This is a genomic window from Pseudomonas sp. 67(2021) (assembly GCF_017491835.1).
GTDB classification, from domain to species: domain Bacteria; phylum Pseudomonadota; class Gammaproteobacteria; order Pseudomonadales; family Pseudomonadaceae; genus Aquipseudomonas; species Aquipseudomonas atacamensis.
Map to the genome: position 1 here is coordinate 50,431 of NZ_JAFGYL010000003.1, position 24,922 is coordinate 75,352.

The 24,922-nt window shown below is 61.0% G+C and carries 22 protein-coding genes and 1 other RNA gene; 11 read left to right on the plus strand and 12 right to left on the minus strand.

What is annotated here, in order from left to right; genetic code table 11:
• Positions 1 to 77: 77 nt before the first annotated feature.
• Both J5M66_RS05835 and J5M66_RS05840 read left to right on the plus strand, forming a co-directional pair.
• Complete coding sequence (locus tag J5M66_RS05835; RefSeq protein ID WP_038861980.1) at positions 78 to 332, plus strand: type II toxin-antitoxin system Phd/YefM family antitoxin; 255 nt, start codon at positions 78 to 80, stop codon at positions 330 to 332.
• A complete protein-coding gene (locus J5M66_RS05840; RefSeq protein WP_016773874.1) occupies positions 332 to 751 on the plus strand; it encodes a type II toxin-antitoxin system VapC family toxin in 420 nt (139 codons plus the stop codon). Before J5M66_RS05835 ends, J5M66_RS05840 begins: the two co-directional genes overlap by 1 nt.
• A gap of 38 nt (positions 752 to 789) precedes the next feature.
• Here J5M66_RS05840 and J5M66_RS05845 read toward each other — a convergent pair whose 3' ends face one another.
• Positions 790 to 1,752, minus strand: a complete 963-nt coding sequence (locus tag J5M66_RS05845) for a metallophosphoesterase (RefSeq protein ID WP_223630344.1) — start codon at positions 1,750 to 1,752, stop codon at positions 790 to 792.
• A gap of 519 nt (positions 1,753 to 2,271) precedes the next feature.
• Here J5M66_RS05845 and ccoG point away from each other — a divergent pair.
• The 6 genes from ccoG (at position 2,272) to hemN (ending at position 9,318) form a co-directional block, all read left to right on the plus strand.
• Positions 2,272 to 3,687, plus strand: coding sequence for a cytochrome c oxidase accessory protein CcoG (gene ccoG / locus J5M66_RS05850; RefSeq protein WP_207807374.1), 1,416 nt, complete (start codon positions 2,272 to 2,274; stop codon positions 3,685 to 3,687).
• Positions 3,688 to 3,700: 13 nt separating this feature from the next.
• Complete coding sequence (locus J5M66_RS05855; protein WP_041479088.1) at positions 3,701 to 4,240, plus strand: FixH family protein; 540 nt, start codon at positions 3,701 to 3,703, stop codon at positions 4,238 to 4,240.
• Positions 4,241 to 4,375: 135 nt separating this feature from the next.
• A complete protein-coding gene (locus J5M66_RS05860; RefSeq protein ID WP_207807375.1) occupies positions 4,376 to 6,826 on the plus strand; it encodes a heavy metal translocating P-type ATPase in 2,451 nt (816 codons plus the stop codon).
• 23 nt (positions 6,827 to 6,849) lie between these two features.
• Positions 6,850 to 7,062, plus strand: a complete 213-nt coding sequence (gene ccoS, locus J5M66_RS05865; RefSeq protein ID WP_039763029.1) for a cbb3-type cytochrome oxidase assembly protein CcoS — start codon at positions 6,850 to 6,852, stop codon at positions 7,060 to 7,062.
• Positions 7,055 to 7,738 carry a sulfite exporter TauE/SafE family protein gene (locus tag J5M66_RS05870; RefSeq protein WP_207807376.1) on the plus strand — a complete coding sequence of 228 codons (684 nt, stop codon included), beginning with the start codon at positions 7,055 to 7,057 and terminating at the stop codon, positions 7,736 to 7,738. Before ccoS ends, J5M66_RS05870 begins: the two co-directional genes overlap by 8 nt.
• A 197-nt stretch (positions 7,739 to 7,935) precedes the next feature.
• Entirely contained in the window at positions 7,936 to 9,318 is a 1,383-nt protein-coding gene (gene hemN / locus J5M66_RS05875) for an oxygen-independent coproporphyrinogen III oxidase (RefSeq protein WP_207807377.1), read from the plus strand.
• Here the strand turns inward: hemN and J5M66_RS05880 are convergent.
• On the minus strand, positions 9,315 to 9,797 hold the full coding sequence (locus J5M66_RS05880) for a hypothetical protein (RefSeq protein ID WP_110646922.1): 483 nt from the start codon (positions 9,795 to 9,797) through the stop codon (positions 9,315 to 9,317). The two genes, hemN and J5M66_RS05880, sit on opposite strands and share 4 nt — an antisense overlap.
• Before the next feature lie 154 nt (positions 9,798 to 9,951).
• Here J5M66_RS05880 and fnr point away from each other — a divergent pair, with 154 nt between their 5' ends.
• Positions 9,952 to 10,686, plus strand: a complete 735-nt coding sequence (gene fnr, locus J5M66_RS05885; protein WP_016773865.1) for a fumarate/nitrate reduction transcriptional regulator Fnr — start codon at positions 9,952 to 9,954, stop codon at positions 10,684 to 10,686.
• Between the two features lie 75 nt (positions 10,687 to 10,761).
• The gene (locus J5M66_RS05890) at positions 10,762 to 11,310 is read left to right on the plus strand and encodes an adenine phosphoribosyltransferase (protein ID WP_024012326.1); all 549 of its coding nucleotides are present in this window, start codon (positions 10,762 to 10,764) and stop codon (positions 11,308 to 11,310) included.
• A gap of 152 nt (positions 11,311 to 11,462) precedes the next feature.
• On the opposite strand, the gene J5M66_RS05895 is transcribed toward J5M66_RS05890, so the two are convergent.
• The 5 genes from J5M66_RS05895 to dnaX all read right to left on the minus strand — a co-directional run bounded on the left by J5M66_RS05895 (position 11,463) and on the right by dnaX (position 17,207).
• Entirely contained in the window at positions 11,463 to 12,611 is a 1,149-nt protein-coding gene (locus tag J5M66_RS05895) for an acyl-CoA dehydrogenase family protein (RefSeq protein WP_207807378.1), read from the minus strand.
• A gap of 192 nt (positions 12,612 to 12,803) precedes the next feature.
• Positions 12,804 to 13,406, minus strand: coding sequence for a recombination mediator RecR (gene recR, locus J5M66_RS05900; RefSeq protein ID WP_125918517.1), 603 nt, complete (start codon positions 13,404 to 13,406; stop codon positions 12,804 to 12,806).
• A gap of 66 nt (positions 13,407 to 13,472) precedes the next feature.
• Positions 13,473 to 14,507: an NADP-dependent oxidoreductase gene (locus J5M66_RS05905; protein ID WP_056784217.1), complete on the minus strand. Its 1,035-nt coding sequence runs from the start codon at positions 14,505 to 14,507 to the stop codon at positions 13,473 to 13,475.
• 210 nt (positions 14,508 to 14,717) lie between these two features.
• Positions 14,718 to 15,056: a YbaB/EbfC family nucleoid-associated protein gene (locus tag J5M66_RS05910; protein ID WP_003223337.1), complete on the minus strand. Its 339-nt coding sequence runs from the start codon at positions 15,054 to 15,056 to the stop codon at positions 14,718 to 14,720.
• 66 nt (positions 15,057 to 15,122) lie between these two features.
• Positions 15,123 to 17,207, minus strand: coding sequence for a DNA polymerase III subunit gamma/tau (gene dnaX, locus J5M66_RS05915; protein ID WP_122700466.1), 2,085 nt, complete (start codon positions 17,205 to 17,207; stop codon positions 15,123 to 15,125).
• Positions 17,208 to 17,352: 145 nt separating this feature from the next.
• Between dnaX and J5M66_RS05920 the strand changes: the two genes are divergently transcribed.
• Positions 17,353 to 18,102, plus strand: coding sequence for a transporter substrate-binding domain-containing protein (locus J5M66_RS05920; RefSeq protein WP_207807379.1), 750 nt, complete (start codon positions 17,353 to 17,355; stop codon positions 18,100 to 18,102).
• Between the two features lie 16 nt (positions 18,103 to 18,118).
• Here J5M66_RS05920 and J5M66_RS05925 read toward each other — a convergent pair whose 3' ends face one another.
• From J5M66_RS05925 to ligA, 5 genes are all read right to left on the minus strand, one after another.
• Positions 18,119 to 20,086 carry a hypothetical protein gene (locus J5M66_RS05925; protein ID WP_207807380.1) on the minus strand — a complete coding sequence of 656 codons (1,968 nt, stop codon included), beginning with the start codon at positions 20,084 to 20,086 and terminating at the stop codon, positions 18,119 to 18,121.
• Between the two features lie 36 nt (positions 20,087 to 20,122).
• The gene (locus J5M66_RS05930) at positions 20,123 to 20,611 is read right to left on the minus strand and encodes a hypothetical protein (RefSeq protein WP_207807381.1); all 489 of its coding nucleotides are present in this window, start codon (positions 20,609 to 20,611) and stop codon (positions 20,123 to 20,125) included.
• Positions 20,612 to 20,816: 205 nt separating this feature from the next.
• Positions 20,817 to 20,913, minus strand: an RNA gene (gene ffs / locus J5M66_RS05935) — signal recognition particle sRNA small type.
• Between the two features lie 131 nt (positions 20,914 to 21,044).
• A complete protein-coding gene (locus J5M66_RS05940) occupies positions 21,045 to 22,208 on the minus strand; it encodes a putative zinc-binding metallopeptidase (protein WP_207807382.1) in 1,164 nt (387 codons plus the stop codon).
• 200 nt (positions 22,209 to 22,408) lie between these two features.
• Positions 22,409 to 24,766, minus strand: a complete 2,358-nt coding sequence (gene ligA, locus J5M66_RS05945; protein WP_207807383.1) for an NAD-dependent DNA ligase LigA — start codon at positions 24,764 to 24,766, stop codon at positions 22,409 to 22,411.
• Positions 24,767 to 24,922 lie beyond the last annotated feature (156 nt).

The following is a 24,922-nucleotide window of genomic DNA, read 5'->3' on the forward strand; positions in this document are numbered from 1 at the left end:
CTACCCGCCTTTCCGATTGCAGGGGAAATCTCAAGGTAGTAACGTTCCTACATCAGAATTTCTGGAGGCCAAACATGATGGCCATCACCACTATTTCCAGCCGCGAGTTCAACCAGGACACCAGTGCAGCCAAAAAAGCCACGCATCAAGGTCCAGTGATCATTACTGACCGAGGCAGGCCTGCCCACGTGTTGCTCAGCATCGAGGAGTACCAGAAACTGACGGGTTGCCAGACCAGCATCGTTGAGCTACTGGCGATGCCGGATGCGCTTGAAATCGAATTCGAACCCGAGCGCGCCGTCATCACTCCTCGCAGCGTGGACCTTTCCTGATGTTTCTGCTGGATACCAATGTAGTTTCCGAGCTGCGGAAAAACCAAGCCGACAGGCATGTGGTGAAATGGGCAAACAGCATTTCCCCAGCCAGCCTGTATCTATCCGCAATCACTGTGCTGGAACTGGAAACGGGCGTCCTGCGTATCGAACGTCGTGACCCTTCACAAGGCCAGCTGCTGCGCAACTGGCTGGAACATCATGTCAAACCGGCATTCTCTGGCAGAATCCTGCCGGTCGATACCAGCGTCGCCATCCGGTGCGCACGATTGCATGTTCCCGACCGCAGCAATGAATGCGACGCCTTGATCGCCGCCACCGCGCTTGTACACGGGCTTACGCTGGTAACTCGCAACATTGCGGACTTCCAACACAGCGGCGTAAATCTGATCAACCCATGGATCGCTGCCAACACCTGATTGATGAATACCCCGCCCTATGAGCGGCGGGGCTTTTGTCAGGGGCGTTGGGCGAAGATTGAATGCACCACAGTGGTGTCGATCAACGTTCGATTGCGCCATTGGTTGTTCTTCACCAGGTACACCTGGAGTTGCTTGCGATCCTCAGTGAAACTGGCAATCAGATAGGTTTGCTGAGAGGTACTGCCACTCAGGTACATGGGCACGTTACCTTCCTGGTAGGCATCACCTCCGTCCTCGTGCAAATGGCCGGCAAAAATCGCCGTCACTCGATATTTGTTAACCATGTCGTAGAAGCGTTTCTGTTGCGCCTGGGTTCCCATGTGGTTCAACGGCTTATGCATGTTGATGATGATGGCGTAGCCCGACGCTCGCGCCAGCCTGAGATCCGTCTCGAGCCAGTCCAGAGCATCGTTGATTTCGAACGTCGTCGGGTTCAATGGATGAGCAATCCGGGCGGTATAGGTCGGTTCGTTGTTGAGCTGAACCATATGCACTTCACCGATATTTTTCGAATAGGCGAGACTGCCCGAATAGGTCTTGCTCAGAAAGCCACTGGTAATCTTCAGATCAAAGTTATCGACCTTACCTTCATGATGCTCTTTGAACTCGACGATACTTCCTGCCGCACAGCTATTGCTAAAGCAATCATCGACATTGTTTTCATAGTCGTGATTACCAAGCCCGTAGAGATATTCGCCCTTGAAATGTTTATCCAGCAGATCCTTCATGAACGAGCGCTGCCAGCCATGCCCGAATGCGGTTATATCACCATTGATCATCAAGGGAACCTGCGCTTGAGAGCCGTGCAGATTTCTGAATTCTGCAATGCTCGCAAGTTGGGTTTCCACCAGCCATTTCGACCGCTCCTTGAATTCGGAATCGGATTCGGGTATGCGGCGATCGGTCTTGTCCGTCCACGGATATTGAGTATCCGAAGCAAACACCATGTGTTTCGGCATGTCAGTAGTGGCCTGAGCGGTAATAGCCGAAGCTAACATCCAGGCACCCACAAAGATGCTCTTGAGATTATTCAAATTCATGCTTTTAAATTCCATTTAAGTTAACTATCAATACGCAAAAGAATTTCGCGAGAGCAAAACTTATGCGAACACAGCTAAAACTTCAAAGCATTCATGAACAACAATCAAGTTTATATGTTTCAGCCCCGATAACTTGCGACATGCAGCCCAATTCAAATCTGCGGCCTCTTGTAGCCGCAGTGGCAATAACGGACGGTTTATCGTTCAACTTGCGACATCGACGGTTGTTGCTTGAACAAGCGATTGAAAAGATGAACTAGCCGCTTCGGCAAAACCGTCCATACTCAACAAGTCAATTGATCTGCGTCAGGCTTTTGCGCAATCGCTACACCATCCGCATTTTTTACCCAACGCGACCAAAGGTCGCACCCTTGAGCCAGAGCGGCAGGCGTATCATCACGCTACTGCAACAGCCCTTTTTGACTTCGGTTGGCACGTATCGACCGAGGCATTTTTCCACTGCCGTGGGATGCAATGATGAGCAATCAGATTCCGGTACACGACGTCACGCCGCCGAGCAAGAACGCGAACAACAGCGTCGACCTTTATGCCTCACGAGAAAAAATCTACACCCGTGCCTTCACCGGCCTGTTCCGCAATCTGCGGATGCTCGGCGGTGCGGCGTTGTTTCTGCTGTATTTTGGCACGGTATGGCTGAACTGGGGCGGTCACCAGGCAGTGTGGTGGAACCTGCCGGAGCGCAAATTCTTCATCTTCGGCGCGACTTTCTGGCCACAGGATTTCATCCTGCTCTCGGGGCTGTTGATCATTGCCGCGTTCGGCCTGTTCTTCATCACCGTGTACGCCGGGCGCGTCTGGTGCGGTTATACCTGCCCGCAGAGCGTGTGGACGTGGATTTTCATGTGGTGCGAAAAGGTCACCGAAGGCGACCGCAACCAGCGCATCAAGCTCGACAAGGCGCCGATGAGCACCAACAAATTCCTGCGCAAACTGGCCAAGCATTCGCTGTGGCTGTTGATCGGTTTTGTCACCGGCATGACCTTTGTCGGCTACTTCTCGCCGATCCGCGAACTGGTCATCGAGTTCTTCACCGGCCAGGCCGATGGCTGGTCGTATTTCTGGGTCGGTTTTTTCACCCTCGCCACGTACGGCAATGCCGGTTGGTTGCGTGAGCAGGTTTGCATCTACATGTGCCCGTATGCGCGCTTCCAGAGCGTGATGTTCGACAAGGACACGCTCATCGTTTCCTACGACCCGCGCCGTGGCGAAAGCCGTGGCCCACGCAAGAAAGGCATCGACTACAAGGCGCTGGGGCTGGGTGACTGCATCGACTGCACGATGTGCGTGCAGGTCTGCCCAACCGGCATCGACATCCGCGATGGCCTGCAGATCGAGTGCATCGGCTGCGCTGCGTGCATCGATGCCTGCGACAGCATCATGGACAAGATGGATTACCCACGCGGGCTGATCAGCTACACCACCGAACACAACCTCTCCGGGCAGAAAACCCATAAACTGCGACCGCGCCTGATCGGCTATGCCGTAGTGCTGCTGGCGATGATCAGCCTGTTGGTCGCCGCGTTCTTCATGCGCTCACTGGTCGGTTTCGACGTCAGCAAAGACCGCGTGCTGTACCGCGAAAACGCTGAAGGCCGGATCGAAAACGTCTACAGCCTGAAGATCATGAACAAGGATCAGCGCGACCACACTTACCTGCTGGAAGCCGAGGGGCTGCCGGACCTGCGCCTGCAAGGCAAGCGCGAGATCAAGGTTGCCGCCGGCGATATCGTCAGCATGCCGGTCGAGTTGTCGAGCGCGCCGGAACAACTGCCATCGAGCACCAACGAGGTGAAATTCATCCTCAAGGACGCCGATGACGAAAGCGTCCACGTTGAAGCCAAGAGCCGATTCATCGGCCCACAAATCCGTTGAGAGAATTTTGAACATGCCCGCTGCAAACGCCGCAAGTCCCTGGTACAAGCACCTCTGGCCGTGGATCATCATCGCGATTCTGGCCTGCTCGGTGGCCTTGACCCTGTCGATGGTGACCATCGCGGTGAACAACCCGGACAACCTGGTCAACGACAACTATTACGAAGCGGGCAAAGGCATCAACCGTTCACTGGATCGCGAACTGCTGGCGCAAACCCTGAAGCTGCGTGCAGCGGTGCATCTGGATGACGTGACCGGGGAAGTCGATCTGCGCTTGAACGGTGACAGCCAGCCGCAAACCCTGGAACTGAACCTGATCTCGCCGACCCAGCCGGAGAAGGATCGCAAGATTGTTTTGACCCGCAGTGGCAGCGAGAGCGGGCGCTACATCGGCCAGTTGAGCGACAAGGTTGAAGGTCGGCGGTTTGTCGAATTGCTCGGAAGTCAGGATGAGCACGTGTGGCGCATGTTCGAAGAAGAGCTGGTCAGCCATGACAAGGAACTGCTGCTGGGTGATGAGCCATTGCAGGGTGCCGAAGACCTGAAAAACTAAGCCTTACTCTGATCGTTCCCACGCTCTGCGTGGGAACGCAGCCAGGGACGCTCCGCGTCCCAGCCGAAGCGGACGCGGAGCGTCCGGGGAGGCATTCCCACGCGGAGCGTGGGAACGATCATCGGAACGCGCACCATGACCAGCCCAACCCCCTGCTACCACTGCGCCCTGCCCGTCCCGTCCGGCAGCCGCTTCACCGCCGTCGTCCTCGGGCAGGCCCGGGAGTTCTGCTGCCCGGGCTGCCAGGCGGTGGCCGAAGCCATTGTCGCCGGTGGTCTGGAAAGCTATTACCAGCATCGCAGCGAAGCGTCGGCCAATCCCGAAGCGCTGCCGGTGCAACTGACGGATGAACTGGCGCTGTACGACCGCGCCGACGTGCAGCAACCCTTCGTGCGCCACGAAGGCGATCTGGCCGAAACCACCTTGTTGATGGAAGGCATCAGTTGCGCCGCTTGCGGCTGGCTGATCGAGAAACACCTGCGCACCCTGCCCGCCGTCGCCGAAGCGCGGTTGAACCTGTCCAACCATCGCCTGCACGTACGCTGGGCCGACGCGCAATTGCCGCTGAGCCAGATCCTCGCCGAGCTGCGCCACATCGGTTACGCCGCCCACCCGTACCAGGCCGACCGCGCCAGCGAACAACTGGCCAGTGAGAATCGCCTGGCCCTGCGCCAACTCGGCGTCGCCGGTCTGCTGTGGTTTCAGGCGATGATGGCGACCATGGCCACCTGGCCGGAATTCAACATCGACCTCAGTCCCGAGCTGCACACGATCCTGCGCTGGGTCGCGCTGTTTCTGACCACACCCATCGTGTTCTACAGCTGCGCGCCGTTCTTCAAAGGCGCAATGCGCGATTTGCGTACGCGCCACCTGACCATGGACGTCTCGGTGTCGCTGGCGATCGGCAGCGCTTACATCGCAGGGATCTGGACGTCCATCACCGGGGTCGGCGAGCTGTACTTCGATGCGGTCGGTATGTTCGCGCTGTTTTTGCTCGCCGGACGCTATCTGGAACGCCGCGCCCGCGAACGCACCGCTGCCGCCACCGCGCAATTGGTCAACCTGTTACCGGCCTCGTGCCTGCGCCTGGATAGCGATGGCCAGAGCGAACGCATCCTGCTCAGCGAGTTGCGTGTGGGCGAGCGGATTCTGGTGCAGCCGGGCTCGATTCTGCCGGCTGACGGCAAGATCATCGACGGTCAGTCGAGCATCGACGAATCGCTGCTGACTGGCGAATACCTGCCGCAGCCACGTACGCTCGGCGATGCAGTAACTGCGGGCACGCTCAATGTCGAAGGCGCATTGACCGTCGAAGTGCAGGCGCTGGGACAGGACACGCGTCTCTCCGCGATCGTGCGCCTGCTCGATCGCGCTCAGGCGGAGAAGCCGCGTCTGGCAGAAATCGCCGACCGCGCCGCGCAATGGTTCCTGCTGCTTTCGCTGATTGCGGCGGCAGTGATCGGCGTGCTGTGGTGGCAACTGGATTCCTCACGGGCGTTCTGGATCGTCCTTGCCATGCTGGTGGCGACCTGCCCGTGCGCGCTGTCACTGGCGACGCCGACCGCCCTCACCGCCGCCACCGGCACCCTGCACAAACTCGGCCTGCTGCTGACACGCGGCCATGTGCTGGAAGGCTTGAACCAGATCGACACGGTGATTTTCGACAAGACCGGCACGCTCACCGAAGGCCGCTTGGTGCTGCGCTCGATTCGCCCGCTCGGCAGGCTCGACAGCGAGCAATGCCTGAGCCTTGCCGCTGCGCTGGAAAACCGTTCGGAACACCCGATCGCCCGCGCTTTCGGTCGCGCGCCGCTGGCCGCCGAGGACGTTCACAGTACACCAGGCTTGGGCCTGGAAGGCGTGGTCGGTGAGCAACGCTTGCGCATCGGTCAGGCGCCGTTCGCCTGTGCCCTGAGCGGCGCGGCACTGCCGTCAATGCCTGATGAGGCCGGACAATGGTTGCTGCTCGCCGACACGCACGGACCACTGGCGTGGCTGGTGCTCGATGATCGCCTGCGTGACGATGCCCCCGCTCTGCTCGCGGCCTGCAAGGCGCGGGGCTGGCGCACCTTGTTGTTGTCCGGCGACAGTTCGCCGATGGTCGCCAGTGTCGCCGCCGAACTGGGCATCGACGAGGCCCGTGGCGGCTTGCGCCCCGATGACAAACTGCAAGTGCTGCAACAACTGCACAAGGAAGGGCGCAAGGTGCTGATGCTCGGCGACGGCGTCAACGACGTGCCGGTGCTGGCTGCGGCCGATATCAGCGTGGCCATGGGCTCGGCCACCGATCTGGCGAAAACCAGCGCCGATGCAGTGTTGCTGTCCAATCGCCTCGACGCCCTGGTGCAAGCCTTCACACTGGCGCGACGCACGCGCCGGGTAATCATCGAAAACCTGCTGTGGGCAGCGCTGTACAATGGCCTCATGTTGCCGTTCGCCGCCCTCGGCTGGATCACTCCGGTGTGGGCGGCGGTCGGCATGTCGATCAGTTCGCTGACCGTGGTGCTCAACGCCCTGCGCCTGACTCGCCTGCCGAGCGCGCCGGCCGCCGGCAGCCCGACCCAAACCCGTCCGCTGCCGGCCTGAGCCGCGCGGGCCTGGAGTTACCGATGCCAGCTCTCTATGTGATGATTCCCGCTGCCTTGCTCATCGTCGCCATCGCCGTGTACATCTTCTTCTGGGCGGTGGACAGCGGTCAGTACGACGACCTCGACGGCCCGGCGCACAGCATCCTTTTTGACGATCAGGATCCCAACCACACCGCTGCGGTGGACGAAGCCAACGCCGGCAAACCGGACGACAAGGCGCCGCCCCATGCTTGAACTGGCGCCCCTGCTGGTCTCGGCGCTGATCCTCGGCCTGCTCGGTGGCGGCCACTGTCTGGGCATGTGCGGCGGCCTGATGGGCGCGCTGACCCTGGCGATCCCCAAGGAGCAGCGCAGCCGGCGCTTTCGCCTGTTACTGGCGTACAACCTCGGGCGGATTCTCAGTTATGCCACGGCGGGACTGCTCATCGGTCTGGCCGGCTGGGCAGTCGCCAACAGCCCGGCGGCGCTGTTCATGCGTGTGCTGGCCGGGTTGCTGCTGATCGCCATGGGTTTGTACCTCGCCGGTTGGTGGAGCGGGCTCACCCGTATCGAAGCGCTCGGGCGTGGCTTGTGGCGTTTTATTCAACCCGTGGCGAATCGCTTGCTGCCGGTTTCCAGCCTGCCCCGCGCCTTGCTGTTCGGTGCGCTGTGGGGGTGGCTGCCGTGCGGGCTGGTTTACAGCACCTTGCTGTGGAGCGCGAGTCAGGGCAATGCGCTGGACAGTGCGTTGCTGATGCTCGCTTTCGGCCTCGGCACCTGGCCGGTGCTGCTCGCCACCGGGCTGGCGGCTGAGCGGGTCACGGCGATCCTGCGCAAACGCAGCGTGCGCGTGGCGGGAGGCTTGCTGGTGATTGTGTTTGGCCTGTGGACCTTGCCCGGGCCGCATCAGCATTGGCTTATGGGCCATTAAATGTGTGGCGCGGTCTTCGCGAGCAGGCTCGCTCCCACAGGTCTTGAGTACGCTGCAAATCCAATGTGGGAGCGAGCCTGCTCGCGAAGACGCCCGCACGAACAACACAAATCCTCGCCGTTGATGCAAATCAAGATGCCCTGTAACGCCCTCCCCTAGACTCGCCACACTGCCAGCCTATCCGGGGGAATGCCCGCATGCTCGACGCCATTCGTTGGGACTCTGATCTGATCCGCCGCTACGATCTGGCGGGGCCACGCTACACCTCGTACCCGACCGCCGTGCAATTTCACGGTCAGGTCGGCACTTTCGACCTGTTCCATGCCCTGCGCGACAGCCGCAAGGCGCAGCGGCCGTTGTCGCTGTACGTGCATGTGCCGTTCTGCGCGAACATTTGCTACTACTGCGCCTGCAACAAGGTCATCACCAAGGATCGCGGCCGTGCGCAGCCGTATCTGCAACGGCTTGAGCAGGAAATCCAGTTGATCGCCTGCCACCTCGACCCGGCGCAAACCGTCGAGCAGCTGCATTTCGGTGGCGGCACACCGACCTTTCTCAGCCACGACGAATTGCGCCAGCTGATGGCGCACCTGCGCAAGCATTTCAATCTGCTCAACGATGACTCGGGCGATTACGGCATCGAAATCGACCCGCGCGAAGCCGACTGGTCGACCATGGGCCTGCTGCGCGAACTGGGTTTCAACCGGGTCAGCATTGGCCTGCAAGACCTTGACCCGGCGGTGCAGCGCGCAGTCAATCGCCTGCAAAGCCTGGAAGAAACCCGCGCAGTGATCGATGCGGCGCGAACCCTGCAATTTCGCTCGATCAACATCGATCTGATTTATGGCCTGCCAAAGCAGACACCGGACAACTTCGCTCGCACCGTCGAGGAAGTGATCAGTCTGCAACCGGATCGCCTCTCGGTATTCAACTACGCGCACCTGCCGGAACGCTTCATGCCGCAACGGCGGATCAACAGCAGCGACTTGCCGAGCCCGGCGCACAAGCTGGAAATGCTCCAGCGCACCATCGAGCAACTGACCGCTGCCGGCTACCGCTACATCGGCATGGACCACTTCGCCCTGCCTGATGACGAACTGGCGATTGCCCAGGAAGAGCACACCCTGCAACGCAACTTCCAGGGCTACACCACCCACGGCCATTGCGACCTGATTGGCCTGGGCGTGTCGGCGATCAGCCAGATCGGCGATCTGTACTGCCAGAACAGCAGCGACCTCAACGCGTATCAGAACAGCCTGGCCAGCGCGCAGCTGGCGACCAGTCGCGGCCTGTTGTGCAACGCTGACGACCGCTTGCGCCGCGCAGTGATCCAGCAACTGATCTGCAATTTCAAACTTGAGTTCGCCGAGATCGAGCAGCAGTTCAACATCGATTTTCAAGGCTACTTCGGCGCGCTCTGGCCGCAGTTGCAAGGTATGGCCGAGGATGGCCTGATCAGGTTCGAGCGCGAGCGCATCGAGGTGCTGCCGGCGGGCCGATTGCTGGTGCGCTCGGTGTGCATGGTCTTCGATGCGTACCTGGAGCAGCAGAACCGCCAGCGTTTCTCCCGAGTGATTTAAGGCTTGGTCAGCAACGAGCCGACCTTGAGGTTCTGATCAGGGTTGAGCGCCGACTGGTTCATGACTTTCGACAAGGAAAGGTTGGCGGTGATCAGGCCGCTGTTGAGGGCGGCGATGGCGCCACGTAATGCGGCGAGCTTGTTGATCTTTTCCTCGTTGGAGAGGGTTCTGTCTGACATGACCGCCGCCATGCGGGCTTTTTTCTCGATGATTTCTTTTTGGATCTTGCGAATCATCTTCAGCAACTGTTGGATGTTCTCCGGTAAGCCACTGTTGTCGATGTCACTGTTTTCGCCGCCGACAGCGGCGGATTTGGCGATGGCCGCGCCGGACAGCGACACTTTGACGCCCTCGACCAAGGTCGGGGTTGCCGCATTCGACAAGGCGTCGTCGCGGTCGATTGCAGCGTCGGGACCGGTTACCTCCGGCGAAGCAGCAATGCCGCTGCTACCGGGGCTTAGCGTGCCAATGGCGGTCATCGGGGCCTTCCTTGGATGAGTACTGATAGTGGGTTATCGGCCGCAGCTGCTGCGGCTTTATGTCTGTAGGACAACGCCGCCGCGTGCTGGCCTGAATGTCCTTCCGTGGGTTACCCTTACGGCTTATGTGTGTTTTCCCACAAGGATTGAAGAAATGTCCGAGCCAGTCAAACTGCGCGCTCACAACCAGGCCCACTGCAAGGATTGCAGCCTGGCCCCGCTCTGCCTGCCACTTTCTCTGAATCTGGAAGACATGGATGCGCTCGACGAAATCGTTAAACGCGGCCGCCCGCTGAAGAAGGGCGAATTCCTGTTCCGCCAGGGCGACACCTTTGATTCCGTTTATGCAGTCCGCTCCGGCGCCCTGAAGACCTTCAGCCTGAGCGATGCCGGCGAAGAACAGCTGACCGGCTTCCACCTGCCGAGCGAACTGGTTGGCCTGTCGGGCATGGACACCGAAAAACACCCGGTCTCGGCCCAGGCGCTGGAAACCACTTCGGTCTGCGAAATTCCCTTCGAACGCCTCGACGAACTCGCGCTGCAATTACCACAACTGCGCCGCCAGTTGATGCGGGTGATGAGCCGCGAGATTCGCGACGATCAGCAAATGATGCTGCTGCTGTCGAAGAAGACCGCCGACGAGCGCATCGCTACTTTTCTGGTCAACCTGTCGGCACGTTTCCGTGCTCGCGGCTTCTCGGCCAACCAGTTCCGGCTGAGCATGTCGCGCAATGAAATCGGCAATTACCTGGGCCTGGCGGTGGAAACCGTGTCGCGGGTGTTCACCCGTTTCCAGCAGAACGAGCTGATTGCCGCCGAGGGCAAGGAGATCCACATCCTCGACCCGATCCAGTTGTGCGCGCTGGCTGGCGGGTCGATCGAAGGCTGATCACGACCCGCGGTTGAGCGAATCGTTTCAGCCGCGGGTATACTGCGCCGTTTGCAGCCCTGCCAGGACACCCCGATGGTCTTCGACTCCTTCGACATCAAATCCCTGATCCGCCCCGTGATCGACTTTCCGAAACCGGGCGTGATCTTTCGCGACATCACCCCGCTGTTCCAGTCGCCGACGGCCCTGCGCCTGGTGATGGACAGCTTCGCCCACCGCTATGTCGAAGCCGACTTCACCCACATCGGCGCCATGGATGCCCGTGGTTTTCTGATCGGTTCGGTACTGGCCTATCAGTTGAACAAGCCACTGGTGCTATTCCGCAAGCAAGGTAAATTGCCGGCGGACGTGCTCGCCGAAGGTTATGCGACCGAATACGGCGAAGCGTTCCTGGAAGTGCACGCCGACAGCCTGTGCGAAGGCGATTCGGTGGTGATGTTCGATGACCTGATCGCTACCGGCGGCACGCTGATCGCAGCGGCCAACCTGATTCGCCGCATGGGCGCGCGGGTGCATGAAGCGGCGGCCATCATTGATCTGCCAGAGCTGCAAGGCTCGCAGCGCTTGCAGGATATGGGTATTCCGACGTTTTGCCTGACGCAGTTTGCTTTGACCGATAAATAATCAAGATCTAAAGATTGATCGTTCCCACGCTCCGCGTGGGAGTGCCTCAAGGGACGCTCTGCGTTCCAGCTTGCGATAGGGACGCGGAGCGTCCCGGGCTGCATTCCCACGCAGAGCGTGGGAACGATCATGCATCGGACGATCTTTTGCTTTTAGAGCCCCATCTGCTTGCTGATGATTTCATTCATCACTTCCCGCGTTCCGCCGCCAATCGACAGAATGCGGTTATCCCGATACAGCCGCTCCACCAGGCTTTCACGCATGTAACCGAGCCCGCCAAGAATCTGCACCGCTTCGGTGGTGATCCGGTCCGAGGTGTCGGTGGCGAAGTTCTTCGCCATGGAAATTTCCTTGATTACGCTGTGCCCCGCCGCCATTTTCGCCGCTTGCCGGTAAGTGAACTCGCGCGACACTTCCAGCGCCGTGGCCATTTCGGCGAGGCGATGTTTGATCACTTGAAATTTGCCGATGGGTTTGCCGAACGCCTCACGCTCGCGCGCCCACTTCAGGCTCTCCTCCAGCGCCAATTGCGCAGTCATGTTGGCCATCAGCGCCAGCGCCAGCCGTTCGCTCTGGAAATTGCCCATGATGCAGGCGAAGCCCATGTTCTCTCCGCCAATGATGTTTCCTACAGGCACGCGGCAATCGTCGAAGAACAATTCAGCGGTGTCCGACGCCCACCAGCCCATTTTCTTCAATTGCCGACCGACACTGAAACCCGGCGTGCCCTTCTCGATCAGCAACAGACTGATACCGCCGAACCCCGGCGCACCGGTACGCACCGCGACGGTGTAGAAATCCGCGCGCACACCGCTGGTGATGAAAGTTTTGCTGCCACTGACCCGGTAGCAGTCACCGTCACGCACGGCGCGGGTTTGCAAGTTGGCGACGTCGGAGCCGCCGCCGGGCTCGGTGACTGCCAGCGCGCTGATTTTTTCGCCGCTGAGCACCAGCGGTACCACCCGCTCGCGAACTTCAGGCCGCGCCCATTTGACGATCGGCGGCAGGCCGATATCCAGCGAACCCAACCCCGCCACCAGGCCACCAGACCCACAGCGCATCAGCTCTTCACTGGCGGCGACCTTGGCGAACAGATCGCCTTCATGGCTGCCGCCGAGCGCCTCGGGATAGCCGATACCGAGAATGCCCGCCGCACCGGCCTTGAGGTACAGCTCACGGGGAAAGCTTTCGGCTTCTTCCCACTGATTAATGTCCGGCAGGATCTCGCGTTCGACGAAACGTCTGACGCTGTCGCGGACCAATTGATGGCTGGGGTCGAAGTATTCCTGAAAGGCAGGCATGGGCGAGCTCCACGGAAGGGTTCGCCGACGTTAACCGAGCGCTTGCTTGGTTATCAATGAAATTGTGTGAATCAGATGGACCGCGGCGCGCCATTCGCGAGCAGGCTCGCTCCCACAGGGGATTTGTGAACGACACACAACCAATGTGGGAGCGAGCTTGCTCGCGAAGGCGTCAGTTCAGACGCCGCAAATTCAGAGGGAAATCGGTTTACGCCCGGCAAACGAATGCGCCAGCGTGCCGCCGTCGACCAGCTCCAGCTCACCGCCCAGCGGCACGCCGTGGGCAATCCGCGAGGCGACCAGGCCTTTGTTGTTGAGCAACTGCGCGATGTAGTGCGCCGTCGCCTCGCCTTCCACGGTCGGGTTGGTGGCGAGGATGACTTCGGCAAAGGTCCCCGCCTCTTCAATCCGCGCCATCAATTGCGGAATCCCGATCGCTTCCGGCCCCAGGCCATCCAGCGGCGACAAGTGCCCCTTGAGCACGAAATAACGGCCACGGAAGCCGGTCTGCTCCACCGCATAAACGTCCATCGGCCCTTCGACTACGCACAGCAGCGTGTCATCGCGGCGCGGGTCGGCGCATTGCGGGCACAGATCGTCTTCGGTCAACGTGCGGCATTGGCGGCAATGGCCGACGCCTTCCATGGCCTGGCTCAAGGCCTGGGCCAGACGCGTACCGCCGCTGCGATCACGTTCGAGCAACTGCAACGCCATGCGCTGAGCGGTTTTCTGACCCACGCCTGGCAAGGTGCGCAGAGCGTCGATCAGTTGGCGAATCAAGGGGCTGAAGCTCATGGGTAAACAGTCCGACTAAACAACGAGACGCGGTTTATACCCGCGCCTCTGGCCAGCGTCAAATCCTCAGTCCTGGGCGACCCGAACCACCAGTTTGCCGAAGTTGCGCCCTTCCAGCAGACCGATGAACGCCTCGGGCGCCTGCTCCAGGCCTTCGACCACGTCCTCGCGGAATTTCACCTTGCCGTCGCGTACCCACGGCACCATGTGGCTGATGAATTCCGGCTGACGATCACCGTAATCGTCGAAGACGATGAAACCCTGAATACGCACACGCTTGGTGAGCAAAGTGCGTTGCAGCATCGGCAGGCGATCCGGGCCGGTCGGCGCTTCGGCGGCGTTGTAGCCGGCGATCAGGCCGCACAACGGAATGCGCGCCTTGGGATTGAGCAACGGCAAGACTGCGTCGAAGACATGGCCGCCGACGTTCTCATAATAAATGTCGATGCCGTTGGGACAGGCCTTGGCCAATTGCTCGGCGAAGTCGTCGGCCTTGTGGTCGATGCAGGCATCAAAACCCAGCTCCTCAACGACGTATTTGCACTTCTCGGCCCCACCGGCCACACCGACCGCGCGCAGACCTTTGATCTTCGCCACTTGCCCGACCACCGAGCCGACGGCGCCGGACGCCGCAGCCACCACCAGGGTTTCGCCTTCTTTCGGCTGGCCGATGTCCATCAGGCCCATGTACGCGGTCATGCCCGGCATGCCCAGGACGCCAAGGGCCATCGACGGGCTCGGCAGGCCGGCTGGGATCGGCATGATGTTGCGACCGTCGCTGATGCTGTGGCTCTGCCAACCGGTGGCGCCAACCACCAGATCACCGGTGTGGAATTTCGGGTGATTGGACTGCTCGACCCGGCTGACCGCGCCGCCAGTCATGACTTCGCCGATTTGCACTGGCGCAGCGTAGGACGGAGCGTCGCTCATACGCCCGCGCATGTACGGGTCAAGCGACAGGTACAGGGTTTTCAGCAATACCTGACCGTCCTGCAGATCCGGCAGCGCCTCGCGCTCGAGACGAAAGTTCTCCGGGGTCGGCGCGCCGCTCGGGCGCGAGGCGAGGACGAAGCGTTGATTGAGAGTGAGAGGGTCGGACATGTCAGCGTCTCCTGTGAATGGGGAATTCGGTGTATAGGGAGCAGACCTTGGTAGCGGTGGTGTGTTCGATGTTTCTGCAGTTTTGACCGAGGCGCGCTCCCACTGATCGTTCCCACGCAGAGCGCAGGAACGATCCGCGCCGCGCAGAAACAAAAATGCCAGGCGCGATGCCTGGCATTTTGTGTAGCTCATCTGCCGCCCAAAGGCGAATCAGAATGGCAGTTTCATACCCGCTGGCAGGTTCATGCCGGCGGTCATGCTGCCCATTTTTTCCTGGCTGTTGGCTTCGATCTTGCGCACGGCGTCGTTGACGGCGGCGGCGACCACGGCTTCCAGCATCTCTTTGTCGTCTTCGCTCAGGCCTTCGACCAGGCTTGGGTCGATGCTCACGCTTTTGACGTCGTGACGACCGGTCATCACCACGGTGACCATGTCGCCGCCGGCCTTGCCGGTGACTTCGGCGTTGGCCAGTTCTTCCTGCATCTTGGCCATTTTTTCCTGCATCTGCTGCGCCTGCTTCATCAGGCCGGCCATGCCACCTTTCATCATGGGAATCACCTCAAACGTACTTGGATAAAACAGCGCCCGGCCATCTTGGCCGAGCACCTTCAGTTATTAGCCTTGGGTGACCAAGGCGTCGACAGGTTCAATAGTATCGCTTCGCACCACCGCGCCGAACTGCTGAACCATCTGCTGGATGAACGGATCACCATGGATCGATTCCTCGGCCTCACGCTGGCGATTGGCGCGGCGGCGGGAGGCGGCCTGGGCCGGGGTTTCCTGCTCAGGCTTGATCAGCTCGATGGTCAGGGTCAGCGTGCGCCCGTGGAACTGGTTCAACGCGTCGTTGAGACGACGCTGTTGCGTGGCGTTGAAGAGCGCGCTGTGGGCCGGATCAAGGTGCATCAGCCAGTGGTCGCCGTCGACCGCAATCAACGTGCAGTTGGCGGCGATGCTGCCGGTCATGCCGGAAATCGGCAGTTTCGGGAACAGCTCCAGCCATTGCAGGGCCAGGCCGGTGGCCGGTGCGGCGGCAGGTTCCGGCTCGGGCTCAGGCTCGGGATCGGCGGCGTGTTCGCTGGCCAGTTCGTCGAGGTAGCTGTAGGCCGAATCCATGTCCGGCTCGATGTAGTCTTCATCCAGCGGCGGTTCGTCGTCCATGTCCATGCCCGGCGTAGCGGCATCGACGTCGGCGACGGACGGCTCGGGAATTGGCGCAGCGGCCCACTCCGGCGCATCCGGGACCACGCTGTCCGGGGTCGGCAGCGGCATCGGCGGCAGCTCGGGCTGCTCGCCGGCAGTTTCCAGCACTGGTTCGACAGCGGGTTGCTGAACGGGCGCAGGCTCGGCCTCGGCTTCCACCGGGTCGTTCCACGGCAGGTCGACCACGGCTTCGACGGCGACTGGCTCAGGCTCCGGTTGTGCTTCGACAACCGGCGCCACAGGTTCTGGCTCGGCAACCGGCGCCGCTACCGGTGCGGGCGCAGGTGTGGGCGCAACAGCCGCAGCGACCACCGGCGCAGGCTTCGGCGCGGCAGCCACTGAGTTTGCGGAATCAACTGTGGCCTGGCTGATCCCCACTGGCTTTAGCGGTTGCCTCGGCGCGTCCGCCGTATCCGCCGGGCGGAACGCGAGCATTCGCAGCAAGACCATTTCGAAACCGCCGCGCGGGTCCGGCGCCAGCGGCAAATCGCGGCGCCCAATCAGGCCCATCTGGTAATAGAACTGCACGTCTTCGGCCGGCAACGCCTGGGCCAGGGCCAATACGCGATCACGGTCGCCGTGGCCATTGTCGACGCCTTCCGGCAACGCCTGAGCGATGGCCACGCGGTGCAGCACGTTAAGAATTTCCGAGAGCACGCCGTTCCAGTCCGGGCCTTGCTCGGCCAAGTGACGCACGGCTTCGAGCAGCGCCTTGGCATCGCCTTCGATCAGCGCATGCAGCACGTCATAGACCTGACCGTGATCCAGCGTGCCGAGCATCGCGCGCACGTCGGTAGCGAGCACTTTGCCTTCACCGAACGCGATGGCCTGATCGGTCAGGCTCATGGCGTCACGCATCGAGCCATCAGCAGCGCGGCCGAGCAGCCACAGTGCATCGTCTTCGAACGGTACGTTTTCTGCAGTCAGCACGTGGGTCAAATGCTCGACCACACGCTCCGGCGTCATGTTCTTCAGTGAGAACTGCAGGCAACGCGAAAGAATCGTTGCTGGAAGTTTCTGCGGATCGGTGGTCGCCAGGATGAACTTGACGTAGGGCGGCGGCTCTTCGAGGGTTTTCAACAGCGCATTGAAGGAATGGCTGGAAAGCATGTGCACTTCGTCGATCAGGTAGACCTTGAAGCGCCCACGACTTGGCGCGTACTGCACGTTATCGAGCAGTTCGCGGGTGTCTTCGACCTTGGTGCGGCTGGCGGCGTCGATCTCGATCAGGTCGACAAAACGCCCCTCATCGATCTCGCGGCACACCGAGCACTCGCCGCAGGGACTGGAGGTGATACCTGTCTCGCAGTTCAGGCACTTGGCAATGATCCGCGCGATGGTGGTCTTGCCGACCCCGCGCGTCCCGGTGAACAGGTAGGCGTGGTGCAGCCGTTGGCTGTCCAAGGCATTGATCAGAGCCTTGAGCACATGGGTCTGGCCGACCATTTCGCGGAACGAGCGTGGACGCCATTTACGTGCAAGAACCTGATAACTCATCGAAAACCGTCGCAGCGAAGGAAGCAGAAGCGGCTAATGCTAGCGGAGCAAGGGCAAAATTGCATCCGGTGTCCTCGTCTAATATGGCTAAGCTGCATCAGCAGAGGCTTTTATCAGCTCGGGATGGGGAATTACCGGAGCGTCTATGCGGTGGGCCGTGGTGGCATTGCTGGGTATCAGCCTCAACGCGATGGCAGCGCAAGCGCCGTTGCGCTTCGCCGTGCCGGACAGTTGGGCGATGCCGATGGTGCAACTGCAAGGCGGCAGACCGACCCAGGGCATTCTGCATGACGTCCTGCTGAGCCTGGCGACCCAGGTCGGCGCGCCAGCGCAATTCGTCGTCCTGCCGCGCGCGCGGGTACAGAGCGCCATGGAGCACGGCGACATCGACGTGCGCTGCTATGCCGCACTGTCGTGGCTGCCGAATCAGTCCGGCGATTACATCTGGAGCGTGCCGTTGTGGTTTCAGCGCGACCTGCTGATCAGCCGCAAGGAACAACTGGCGCAGATCGATCCCGCCCAGCTGCCGCGCCAGGCCATCGGCACCGTTCTCGGCTACAGCTACCCTACCCTGCAACCGCTGTTCGACGCCGACCAGTTGCAACGCGAAGACGCGCGCAATCAGGAACAGGTACTGGAAAAGCTCCTCGCCGGGCGATACCGCTATGCGGTGAGCAATCAGTGGACGCTGGACTGGATCAATCAGCGCCTGCTGCCGGAGCAGCAGCTGCAAGGGGTCGCGGTGCTGCAGGAACAGAATATCGGCTGCTACGTGAGGAACGATCCGAACGTGCCGGTGCAGCGGATCCTGCGCACGCTGCTGCGGATGAAAATGTCCGGCGAGATCGACGACATAATCCGGTTGTACACCGGCGCCTCTTCAACCACACCCTAACCCCATGTGGGCCGGGTCAATAACCGTGCGATTCGCGGAATTTCGGCTCACGGCTGTGGTGATAATCGATCCACTCGACCACGTCGTAAGGCAGATAGAGCTGCTGCCGGGCACGGGACACGGCGATGTACACCGCGCAGATGCGCTGATCGAACTCGTAGGCATCCTTGAATTTCTCGTTACTGAGCAACGTCCGAGTCAACAGCACGCGCCGGAACTCCATGCCGCCAGCCCGCTCGGCCATCATCAACAGACAGGCCTTGCCCGGCTCGATGATCTTTTGGCTCAGTCGCGTCAGGTCGGCAATCATGAAGCCGTTTTGCAACTGCGCCTCGATCCACAAGAAAGCTTCATCGAACTGGTTGGCGGCGCGCACCTGCTGCCAATCAGCCATGTCGCTGAAATACGGGTGCGGTCCTTTCTCGCTGGACCCAGCGTTGTAGAAATCGCGGCGGAACAGCTCGATGGCGGTGGTCATGAAATGCTTGATGTCGTCCTGCGCTTCCCGGTCGGGGAAACTGAAGGCGCAACTGGAGTCGTGCAGATGGATGGCCCACATCATCGTGTCCCACGGTGAAGCGGTCAGCACCACGCAACCTTCGGGCGGCACGAAAGCTTGCGGGTAGTACTCGATATCGACGTCGGCGTGACGAGCGCCTTCGAACGGCACTTTGCTCTTGTGCGTATGGCGCGAGATCAGCGGATTGACCAGGCGCTCGACATTGCGCCCCGAGCGCACCGAATAGCAGATATCGCTCTGACGAACTTCACGCTTGCGTTTGGGCGCCTCGCCCGTGGCCTGCTGATACTCATCGCCGAGGGTGATCAGCACCTGCTGCCCGCGCTCGATGATTTGCAGCAACGACGCCGGCACATCCTGGCTTTCGTCGATGATCACATGGGTGTAGCGCGGCGGGACGCGGCAACCGGCGAGACTGGCGCGTTTGATCATGAGCAACGTGGGAAAACCGCTCTGGCTGGCCCAGGCCGGATTGGCTTCCAGATACACCCACAGGCGACTGGAATATTCCAGCAGCGCCTGCGAGTCAGCGCCGGTCAAGGGCTGCTGAAAATGCGGCAGGTGCCTGGCGGACAGCGTGTGATCTCTTGAGGCGCAGTACAACTTGAGCACGCGCAGACAAACTTCGAGGGTGCCCGGCCCGTCGTGGTGGCGAAAGCCGAAGATATTCAGTTCCTGCGCCAGCGCCTGCTTGCTCGGGAGACGCGCCGGCGTCCTGGCCATAGGCAACCGGGGACCAAGCAGCTGAGCCTGGGCGAAATCGAAAAAGGTCTGGCCAATTTCAGTGTCGTGGACCTGCACGATGTGCTTGCGCAGCGTCGCCAGTTTCGCCGGGGTGCGCGCCAGTACCAGGGTGCGTTTCGAGCGCAGGCATTCGATCAGCGCGCTGAGCATGTAGCTCTTGCCGATGCCCGCATAACCCTGCACGTGCAGGTCTTCGTCGAGGTTGGCTCGGAAGGTTCGCAGCAGTTTGTCCTGCGCCGCGCTTAACCAGTGTTCACGCTCGCGTGGCGTGACCATTTGCTGGCGAAACGGGTTGTTATGTTGCTGATGGCGGATCTTGTAGTCCACATCCCACTGCCCGCCGGGCAACAGAAATGCCTGCGCGGCGACTTCATCGGCCATGAGAAAGCGCAGGTTCAGGCCTTTGAGCGCATTGAGGCCGAAATACAATTTGCGCGAATCGAACAGACGCCGCGCCTCTGCAAGCAGTCCCGCTGATCCGGAGCGCCGAGAGGTGACAGACCAGTCAATGAGTCTGGCGAGGATCTTCTCCGCTGCGCTGGCGCTCAAATCCTGTTCGGTGGCCTGGGCGAGGTTCTGAATGACCAGCACTGCCGCCAGTTCCGGGTCGCTCAGGCTGGCCAGTGTCGCGTCACCCTCGGGCTGCAACAGCGCCGTACACGCATCATGGGTGATGGGCAGAAATACCGGGGTGGCCAAATCAAAATGTTCCGGGTGCATACAACCTCGCCGCCTGGGCTTTAATACAACACCAGATCAGTCCTGGTCATTCTCGTCGTGCATTTCATGGGACTGCGGCAAGTTTCTCTCACTGCCGGACTCGCGGCTGATCCGCAGCTCGAAGGAGTAACCGCCGAGCGTGCCGGACATGCCGCGTCGATCTGCGCCGCCAGCCAGCGGCCCTGCTTCAATCTGCGCCTGCACTTCGTAGAGGGCCATTTCCAGCAGTTTGCGCAGGTGTTCAGGGTTTTGCGCGCTGGCGTGCAGTTGCAGGTCGTAATGGCCGGCCACCGATTCAGCGAGGGCGGGCTGGTCCTGCACCGCGAGCGGCTGCGCAGTTTCTTCAGCCGCGTTGAACACGGTCGAAGCCGCCAGAATCGCAGCGTGCTCCTCATCCATCAGGTCGAGCACTCGCGACAACTCCAGCGTGCGCTCGGGCTGATCCTGCATCTGCGTTTTGACTTCCAGACGCCGCATCTGCCATTCGCGCAGTTTTTCACGAGTCAGATCGTCAATTTCACCCACTTGCCTTACCTCTCAATGCCAGGCGGGGGAGTATGCCACTGTTCGCCGTCGACGGCCGCACGGGCACCGGGACGTTGCGCGGCTGATCCGCACGTTTCCGATGGCGGGTCAACGCCACTAGCCAAATCGCAGGCATAAAAAAACCGCAGTGGGCGAAACCCATGCAGTTCTCTTTGAATTCTCGGTAGGTTCGTTAAGGTGGTGCCCCCACCAGCCACACCCCGGCACACAATGTTCCCGCTGTGGCTGCTTCCTTCCGGATCTGACCAGGTTCACGGGTAATCGTTGCGGGGGGACCGATGGGGTCACCATAACGACGCTTGCCTGTCGGCGAGCCGCGCCATTGTACCTGTCTGAGATGAACTTACAACCGTTGGTTGCAGATAAAAAACCTGAACGGCGTCAAGGACATAAACATCGCAGCCTGCGACACCTACAAGGCCAGCACCTCATCCGCCCTGCCGCCGGCCTGCTGGATCACCAGATGAATGAAGTGCAGCTTGGCGATCGCCGCCGCCGGCAGTACGAACGGATAGAAATCCGGCTGGCCCATGCTGCGCGACAGTTCGTTGAGCATGCCCGCCAGTTCGATCCACGCATTGACGAACGACAGGAATGCCGTGCCGCCGGTGTGCTCCGGGTCGTACAGGGTGCTAGTCGGAAACGGCTGATAATCGAAGTCCATTTCCCGCGCGCTCATGCCGAAGCCCAGCGCCGTGTCGACCGCATCCATCATGTGCAGGTAATGCGCCCAGGTTTCCGCCCAGTCTTCCCATGGGTGCATGGTCGCGTAGGCACTGACGTAGTGCTGCGGCCAGTCCAGCGGTGCGCCTTGCTGGTAATGCCGGTCCAGCGCCTCGGCGTAACTGGCGCGCTCGTCGCCGAACAGGTTACGGAACGCGTCCAGCCAAGGGCCGTTGGCGATGAGGCGATCCCAGTAGTAGTGGCCGACCTCATGGCGAAAATGCCCGAGCAGCGTGCGGTAAGGTTCGTGCATCGCCGCCCTGACCTGCTCACGGTGAGCGTCGTCGGCCTCTTTGATGTCGAGGGTGATCAGGCCATTGGCGTGGCCGGTCATCGGCGCGTTGCCTTCCAGGTCGACACCGATGAAGTCGAACGCCAGCCCGGTTTCTTCATCGGTGGTTTTCGGGATGACCGGCAAGCCGAGGGTGATCAGTTGCGCGACCAGTCGACGCTTGGCGATTTCGACCTTGCGCCAGCGTTCAGGATTTTCCGCGACGGACAGGTCGGGAATGGTGCGGTTGAGGCTGCAAGCGATGCACAAGGTGTCGTGATCGTTGGCCGGCAGCAGCCAGTTGCACGCGGCGGGCATGTCGAGGTTGGCGCAGCGGCGGAACAGACCGGCGTCGGGATCGGCGTCGAGCGTCCAGGTACCCTCTTCCGGCCCCGGCTGCAGCGACGTCAGGCGACTTTGTTCGGGCTGATAGCCGAGCAAGGCGCTACAGGCCAGGCACTGACTGTTGCGAAAGAACAGCGACTGGCCACAACGGCACGGCCAGACTTTGCTGTTGCGCGAGGATCCGGCCACGAACGGCGCGATGATGCGGGAACTGAGCTGCTCGAAGAAGCGGTGCATGGCGATCTCTCCCTGGGACTGGCCAAGACTAGATCATCCTGGCGCGAAGATCGTTCCCGCACTTTCTTGACTGATCGTTCCCACGCTCCGCGTGGGAATGCCGCCCCGGACGCTCCGCGTCCGCTGTGACGCAGAGCGTCACGGGATGCGTTACCACGCGGAGCGTGGGAACGATCAGTTGAGGGGGCGTGAGAAAAAGGTCATACGGAAATACCGTGGGTTTTGAGGAAAGCGATAAACGTCTCTTCATCCATGACCTTCACCCCCAGTTCATTGGCCTTGGTCAGTTTCGAGCCGGCACCCGGGCCTGCGACCACGCAATGGGTTTTCGCCGACACCGAACCGGCGACCTTGGCGCCCAGGCTTTCCAGGTGCTCCTTGGCCACATCCCGGCTCATCAACTCGACCTTGCCGGTCAGCACCCAGGTTTCGCCGGACAGCGGCAGACCTTCGACGACTTTTTTCTCGCTCTGCCAATGCATGCCGAAATCGCGCAGCTGCTGCTCGGCCCGCTCGGCCAGTTGCCGATGCTCAGGCGAGGCGAAGAACTCGCGCACCGAGTTGGCCTGCTTCTCCGGCAATGCCTGGCGCATGTCCAGCCAGTCAGCGTTCATCACTGCTTCCAGCGAGCCAAAGCGGTCGGCCAGTTTCTGCGCACCACCGGGGCCGACGAAGGGAATGTGCAGTTTGTCGAGCAAGCCGCCCAGGGTGGTACTGGCGGCGAATTCGGCGCCCAATTCGCCTTGATCCTGAATCTGCAAACCATGGCCGAGCAATTCGCTGATGACCTGCTGGTTGTGCGCATCCTCAAAGAAACTGTGGATCTCGTGCGCCACTTCCAGGCCGACATCCGGCAGGTAGGTCAGCACATGCGGCAAGGCCTGTTGCACGCGCTCCAGCGAACCCAGCGAACGCGCCAGCACCTTGGCCGTTTCTTCGCCGACATCGGGAATGCCGAGGGCGTAGATGAAACGTGCCAGGCTCGGCTGCTTGCTGTCCTCAATGGCTTTGAGAAGCTTGTTGCTCGATACCTCGGCGAAGCCTTCCAGATCGACGATGTCGTCGAACTTCAGCGCATACAGATCGGCTGGCGAGCTGACCAGGCCTTCGTCGACCAGTTGCTCGACGCTCTTGTCGCCCAAGCCTTCGATGTCCATGGCCCGACGCGAGACGAAGTGAATGATCGCCTGCTTCAATTGCGCGCCACAGGCCAGTCGGCCGACGCAGCGATACACCGCACCTTCGCTGAAGGTTTCCTTGCCCTTGCTGCGCTTGACCAGTTGCGTGCGTTCAACGTGGGAGCCGCACACCGGGCAGCTTTCAGGAATGGCCACCGGGCGCGCGTCATCGGGGCGACGCTCGATGACTACCTGCACCACTTGCGGAATCACATCACCGGCGCGGCGAATGATCACCGTGTCGCCGATCATCAGGCCCAGCCGCGCGACTTCGTCCATGTTGTGCAACGTGGCGTTGGCCACGGTGACGCCGGCGACCTTCACCGGTTTCAGACGCGCCACCGGAGTCACCGCACCGGTGCGGCCGACCTGGAATTCCACGTCGAGCAGCTCGGTGAGTTCTTCCATCGCCGGGAATTTGTGTGCGATCGCCCAGCGCGGCTCGCGGGCACGGAAGCCCAGTTCACGCTGGTCGGCAATGCTGTTGACCTTGAACACCACGCCATCGATTTCATAGGCCAGCGAGTTACGGCGCTCGCCGATGTCGCGGTAGTACTCCAGGCACTCATCAATCCCCTTGGCCAGCTTCAGTTCGTGACTGATCGGCATGCCCCACTTCTGCAACTGCTTGAGGTTGCCGATGTGGGTGTCGGCGATATCGTGAGACACCTGACCGATGCCATAGCAGCAGAATTCCAGTGGCCGGTTGGCGGTGATCTTCGAGTCGAGCTGGCGCAGGCTGCCTGCTGCCGCGTTGCGCGGGTTGGCGAAGGTCTTGCCGCCGATTTCCAGTTGCGAAGCATTGAGGCGCTCGAAACCGGCCTTGGACATGAACACTTCACCGCGCACTTCCAGCGTCGCCGGCCAGCCTTCGCCGTGCAGCTTCAGCGGAATATTGCGCACGGTACGCACGTTGACGCTGATGTCCTCGCCGGTGGTGCCATCGCCACGGGTGGCGCCGCGCACCAGCAAACCATCCTGATACAGCAGGCTGACCGCCAGGCCATCGAGCTTCGGCTCGCAGCTGTATTCCACCGCCGCGCCGCCACCAAACAGATCGCCGGCCGGCACGTCGAGGCCTTCGTTGACGCGGCGATCGAACTCGCGCATGTCGGATTCTTCGAAAGCGTTGCCGAGGCTGAGCATCGGAATTTCGTGACGCACCTGAGTGAACGCGGTCAACGCCATGCTGCCGACGCGCTGGGTCGGCGAGTCGCTGGTGATCAGTTCCGGGTTGGCCGCTTCCAGCGCCTTGAGCTCGTGGAACAAGCGGTCGTACTCGGCATCGGGAATGCTCGGCTCGTCGAGAACGTGATAGCGATAGTTGTGCTGATCCAGCTCAGCGCGCAGCTCTAGAATGCGGGTTTTGGCGGCGGTCATGGGTGTTCTCTCATAAAGCAAAAGAGCAGCCGAGGCTGCTCCAGTTTTATTCCATTATCGGCGGCGGTGCCAGAAGATCGCAGCCTCGTTGCACTCGTCAGCTCCTACAGTATCGCGATCCTCTGTAGGAGCTGCCGAAGGCTGCGATCTTTTGAT

Excerpts from the sequence above, each read along its gene's own strand:
- J5M66_RS05835 (WP_038861980.1), top strand. The coding sequence starts at position 78 with ATGGCCATCACCACTATTTCCAGCCGCGAGTTCAACCAGGACACCAGT.
- J5M66_RS05840 (WP_016773874.1), top strand. The coding sequence starts at position 332 with ATGTTTCTGCTGGATACCAATGTAGTTTCCGAGCTGCGGAAAAACCAA.
- J5M66_RS05845 (WP_223630344.1), bottom strand. The coding sequence starts at position 1,752 with ATGTTAGCTTCGGCTATTACCGCTCAGGCCACTACTGACATGCCGAAA.
- ccoG (WP_207807374.1), top strand. The coding sequence starts at position 2,272 with ATGAGCAATCAGATTCCGGTACACGACGTCACGCCGCCGAGCAAGAAC.
- J5M66_RS05855 (WP_041479088.1), top strand. The coding sequence starts at position 3,701 with ATGCCCGCTGCAAACGCCGCAAGTCCCTGGTACAAGCACCTCTGGCCG.
- J5M66_RS05860 (WP_207807375.1), top strand. The coding sequence starts at position 4,376 with ATGACCAGCCCAACCCCCTGCTACCACTGCGCCCTGCCCGTCCCGTCC.
- ccoS (WP_039763029.1), top strand. The coding sequence starts at position 6,850 with ATGCCAGCTCTCTATGTGATGATTCCCGCTGCCTTGCTCATCGTCGCC.
- J5M66_RS05870 (WP_207807376.1), top strand. The coding sequence starts at position 7,055 with ATGCTTGAACTGGCGCCCCTGCTGGTCTCGGCGCTGATCCTCGGCCTG.
- hemN (WP_207807377.1), top strand. The coding sequence starts at position 7,936 with ATGCTCGACGCCATTCGTTGGGACTCTGATCTGATCCGCCGCTACGAT.
- J5M66_RS05880 (WP_110646922.1), bottom strand. The coding sequence starts at position 9,797 with ATGACCGCCATTGGCACGCTAAGCCCCGGTAGCAGCGGCATTGCTGCT.
- fnr (WP_016773865.1), top strand. The coding sequence starts at position 9,952 with ATGTCCGAGCCAGTCAAACTGCGCGCTCACAACCAGGCCCACTGCAAG.
- J5M66_RS05890 (WP_024012326.1), top strand. The coding sequence starts at position 10,762 with ATGGTCTTCGACTCCTTCGACATCAAATCCCTGATCCGCCCCGTGATC.
- J5M66_RS05895 (WP_207807378.1), bottom strand. The coding sequence starts at position 12,611 with ATGCCTGCCTTTCAGGAATACTTCGACCCCAGCCATCAATTGGTCCGC.
- recR (WP_125918517.1), bottom strand. The coding sequence starts at position 13,406 with ATGAGCTTCAGCCCCTTGATTCGCCAACTGATCGACGCTCTGCGCACC.
- J5M66_RS05905 (WP_056784217.1), bottom strand. The coding sequence starts at position 14,507 with ATGTCCGACCCTCTCACTCTCAATCAACGCTTCGTCCTCGCCTCGCGC.
- J5M66_RS05910 (WP_003223337.1), bottom strand. The coding sequence starts at position 15,056 with ATGATGAAAGGTGGCATGGCCGGCCTGATGAAGCAGGCGCAGCAGATG.
- dnaX (WP_122700466.1), bottom strand. The coding sequence starts at position 17,207 with ATGAGTTATCAGGTTCTTGCACGTAAATGGCGTCCACGCTCGTTCCGC.
- J5M66_RS05920 (WP_207807379.1), top strand. The coding sequence starts at position 17,353 with ATGCGGTGGGCCGTGGTGGCATTGCTGGGTATCAGCCTCAACGCGATG.
- J5M66_RS05925 (WP_207807380.1), bottom strand. The coding sequence starts at position 20,086 with ATGCACCCGGAACATTTTGATTTGGCCACCCCGGTATTTCTGCCCATC.
- J5M66_RS05940 (WP_207807382.1), bottom strand. The coding sequence starts at position 22,208 with ATGCACCGCTTCTTCGAGCAGCTCAGTTCCCGCATCATCGCGCCGTTC.
- ligA (WP_207807383.1), bottom strand. The coding sequence starts at position 24,766 with ATGACCGCCGCCAAAACCCGCATTCTAGAGCTGCGCGCTGAGCTGGAT.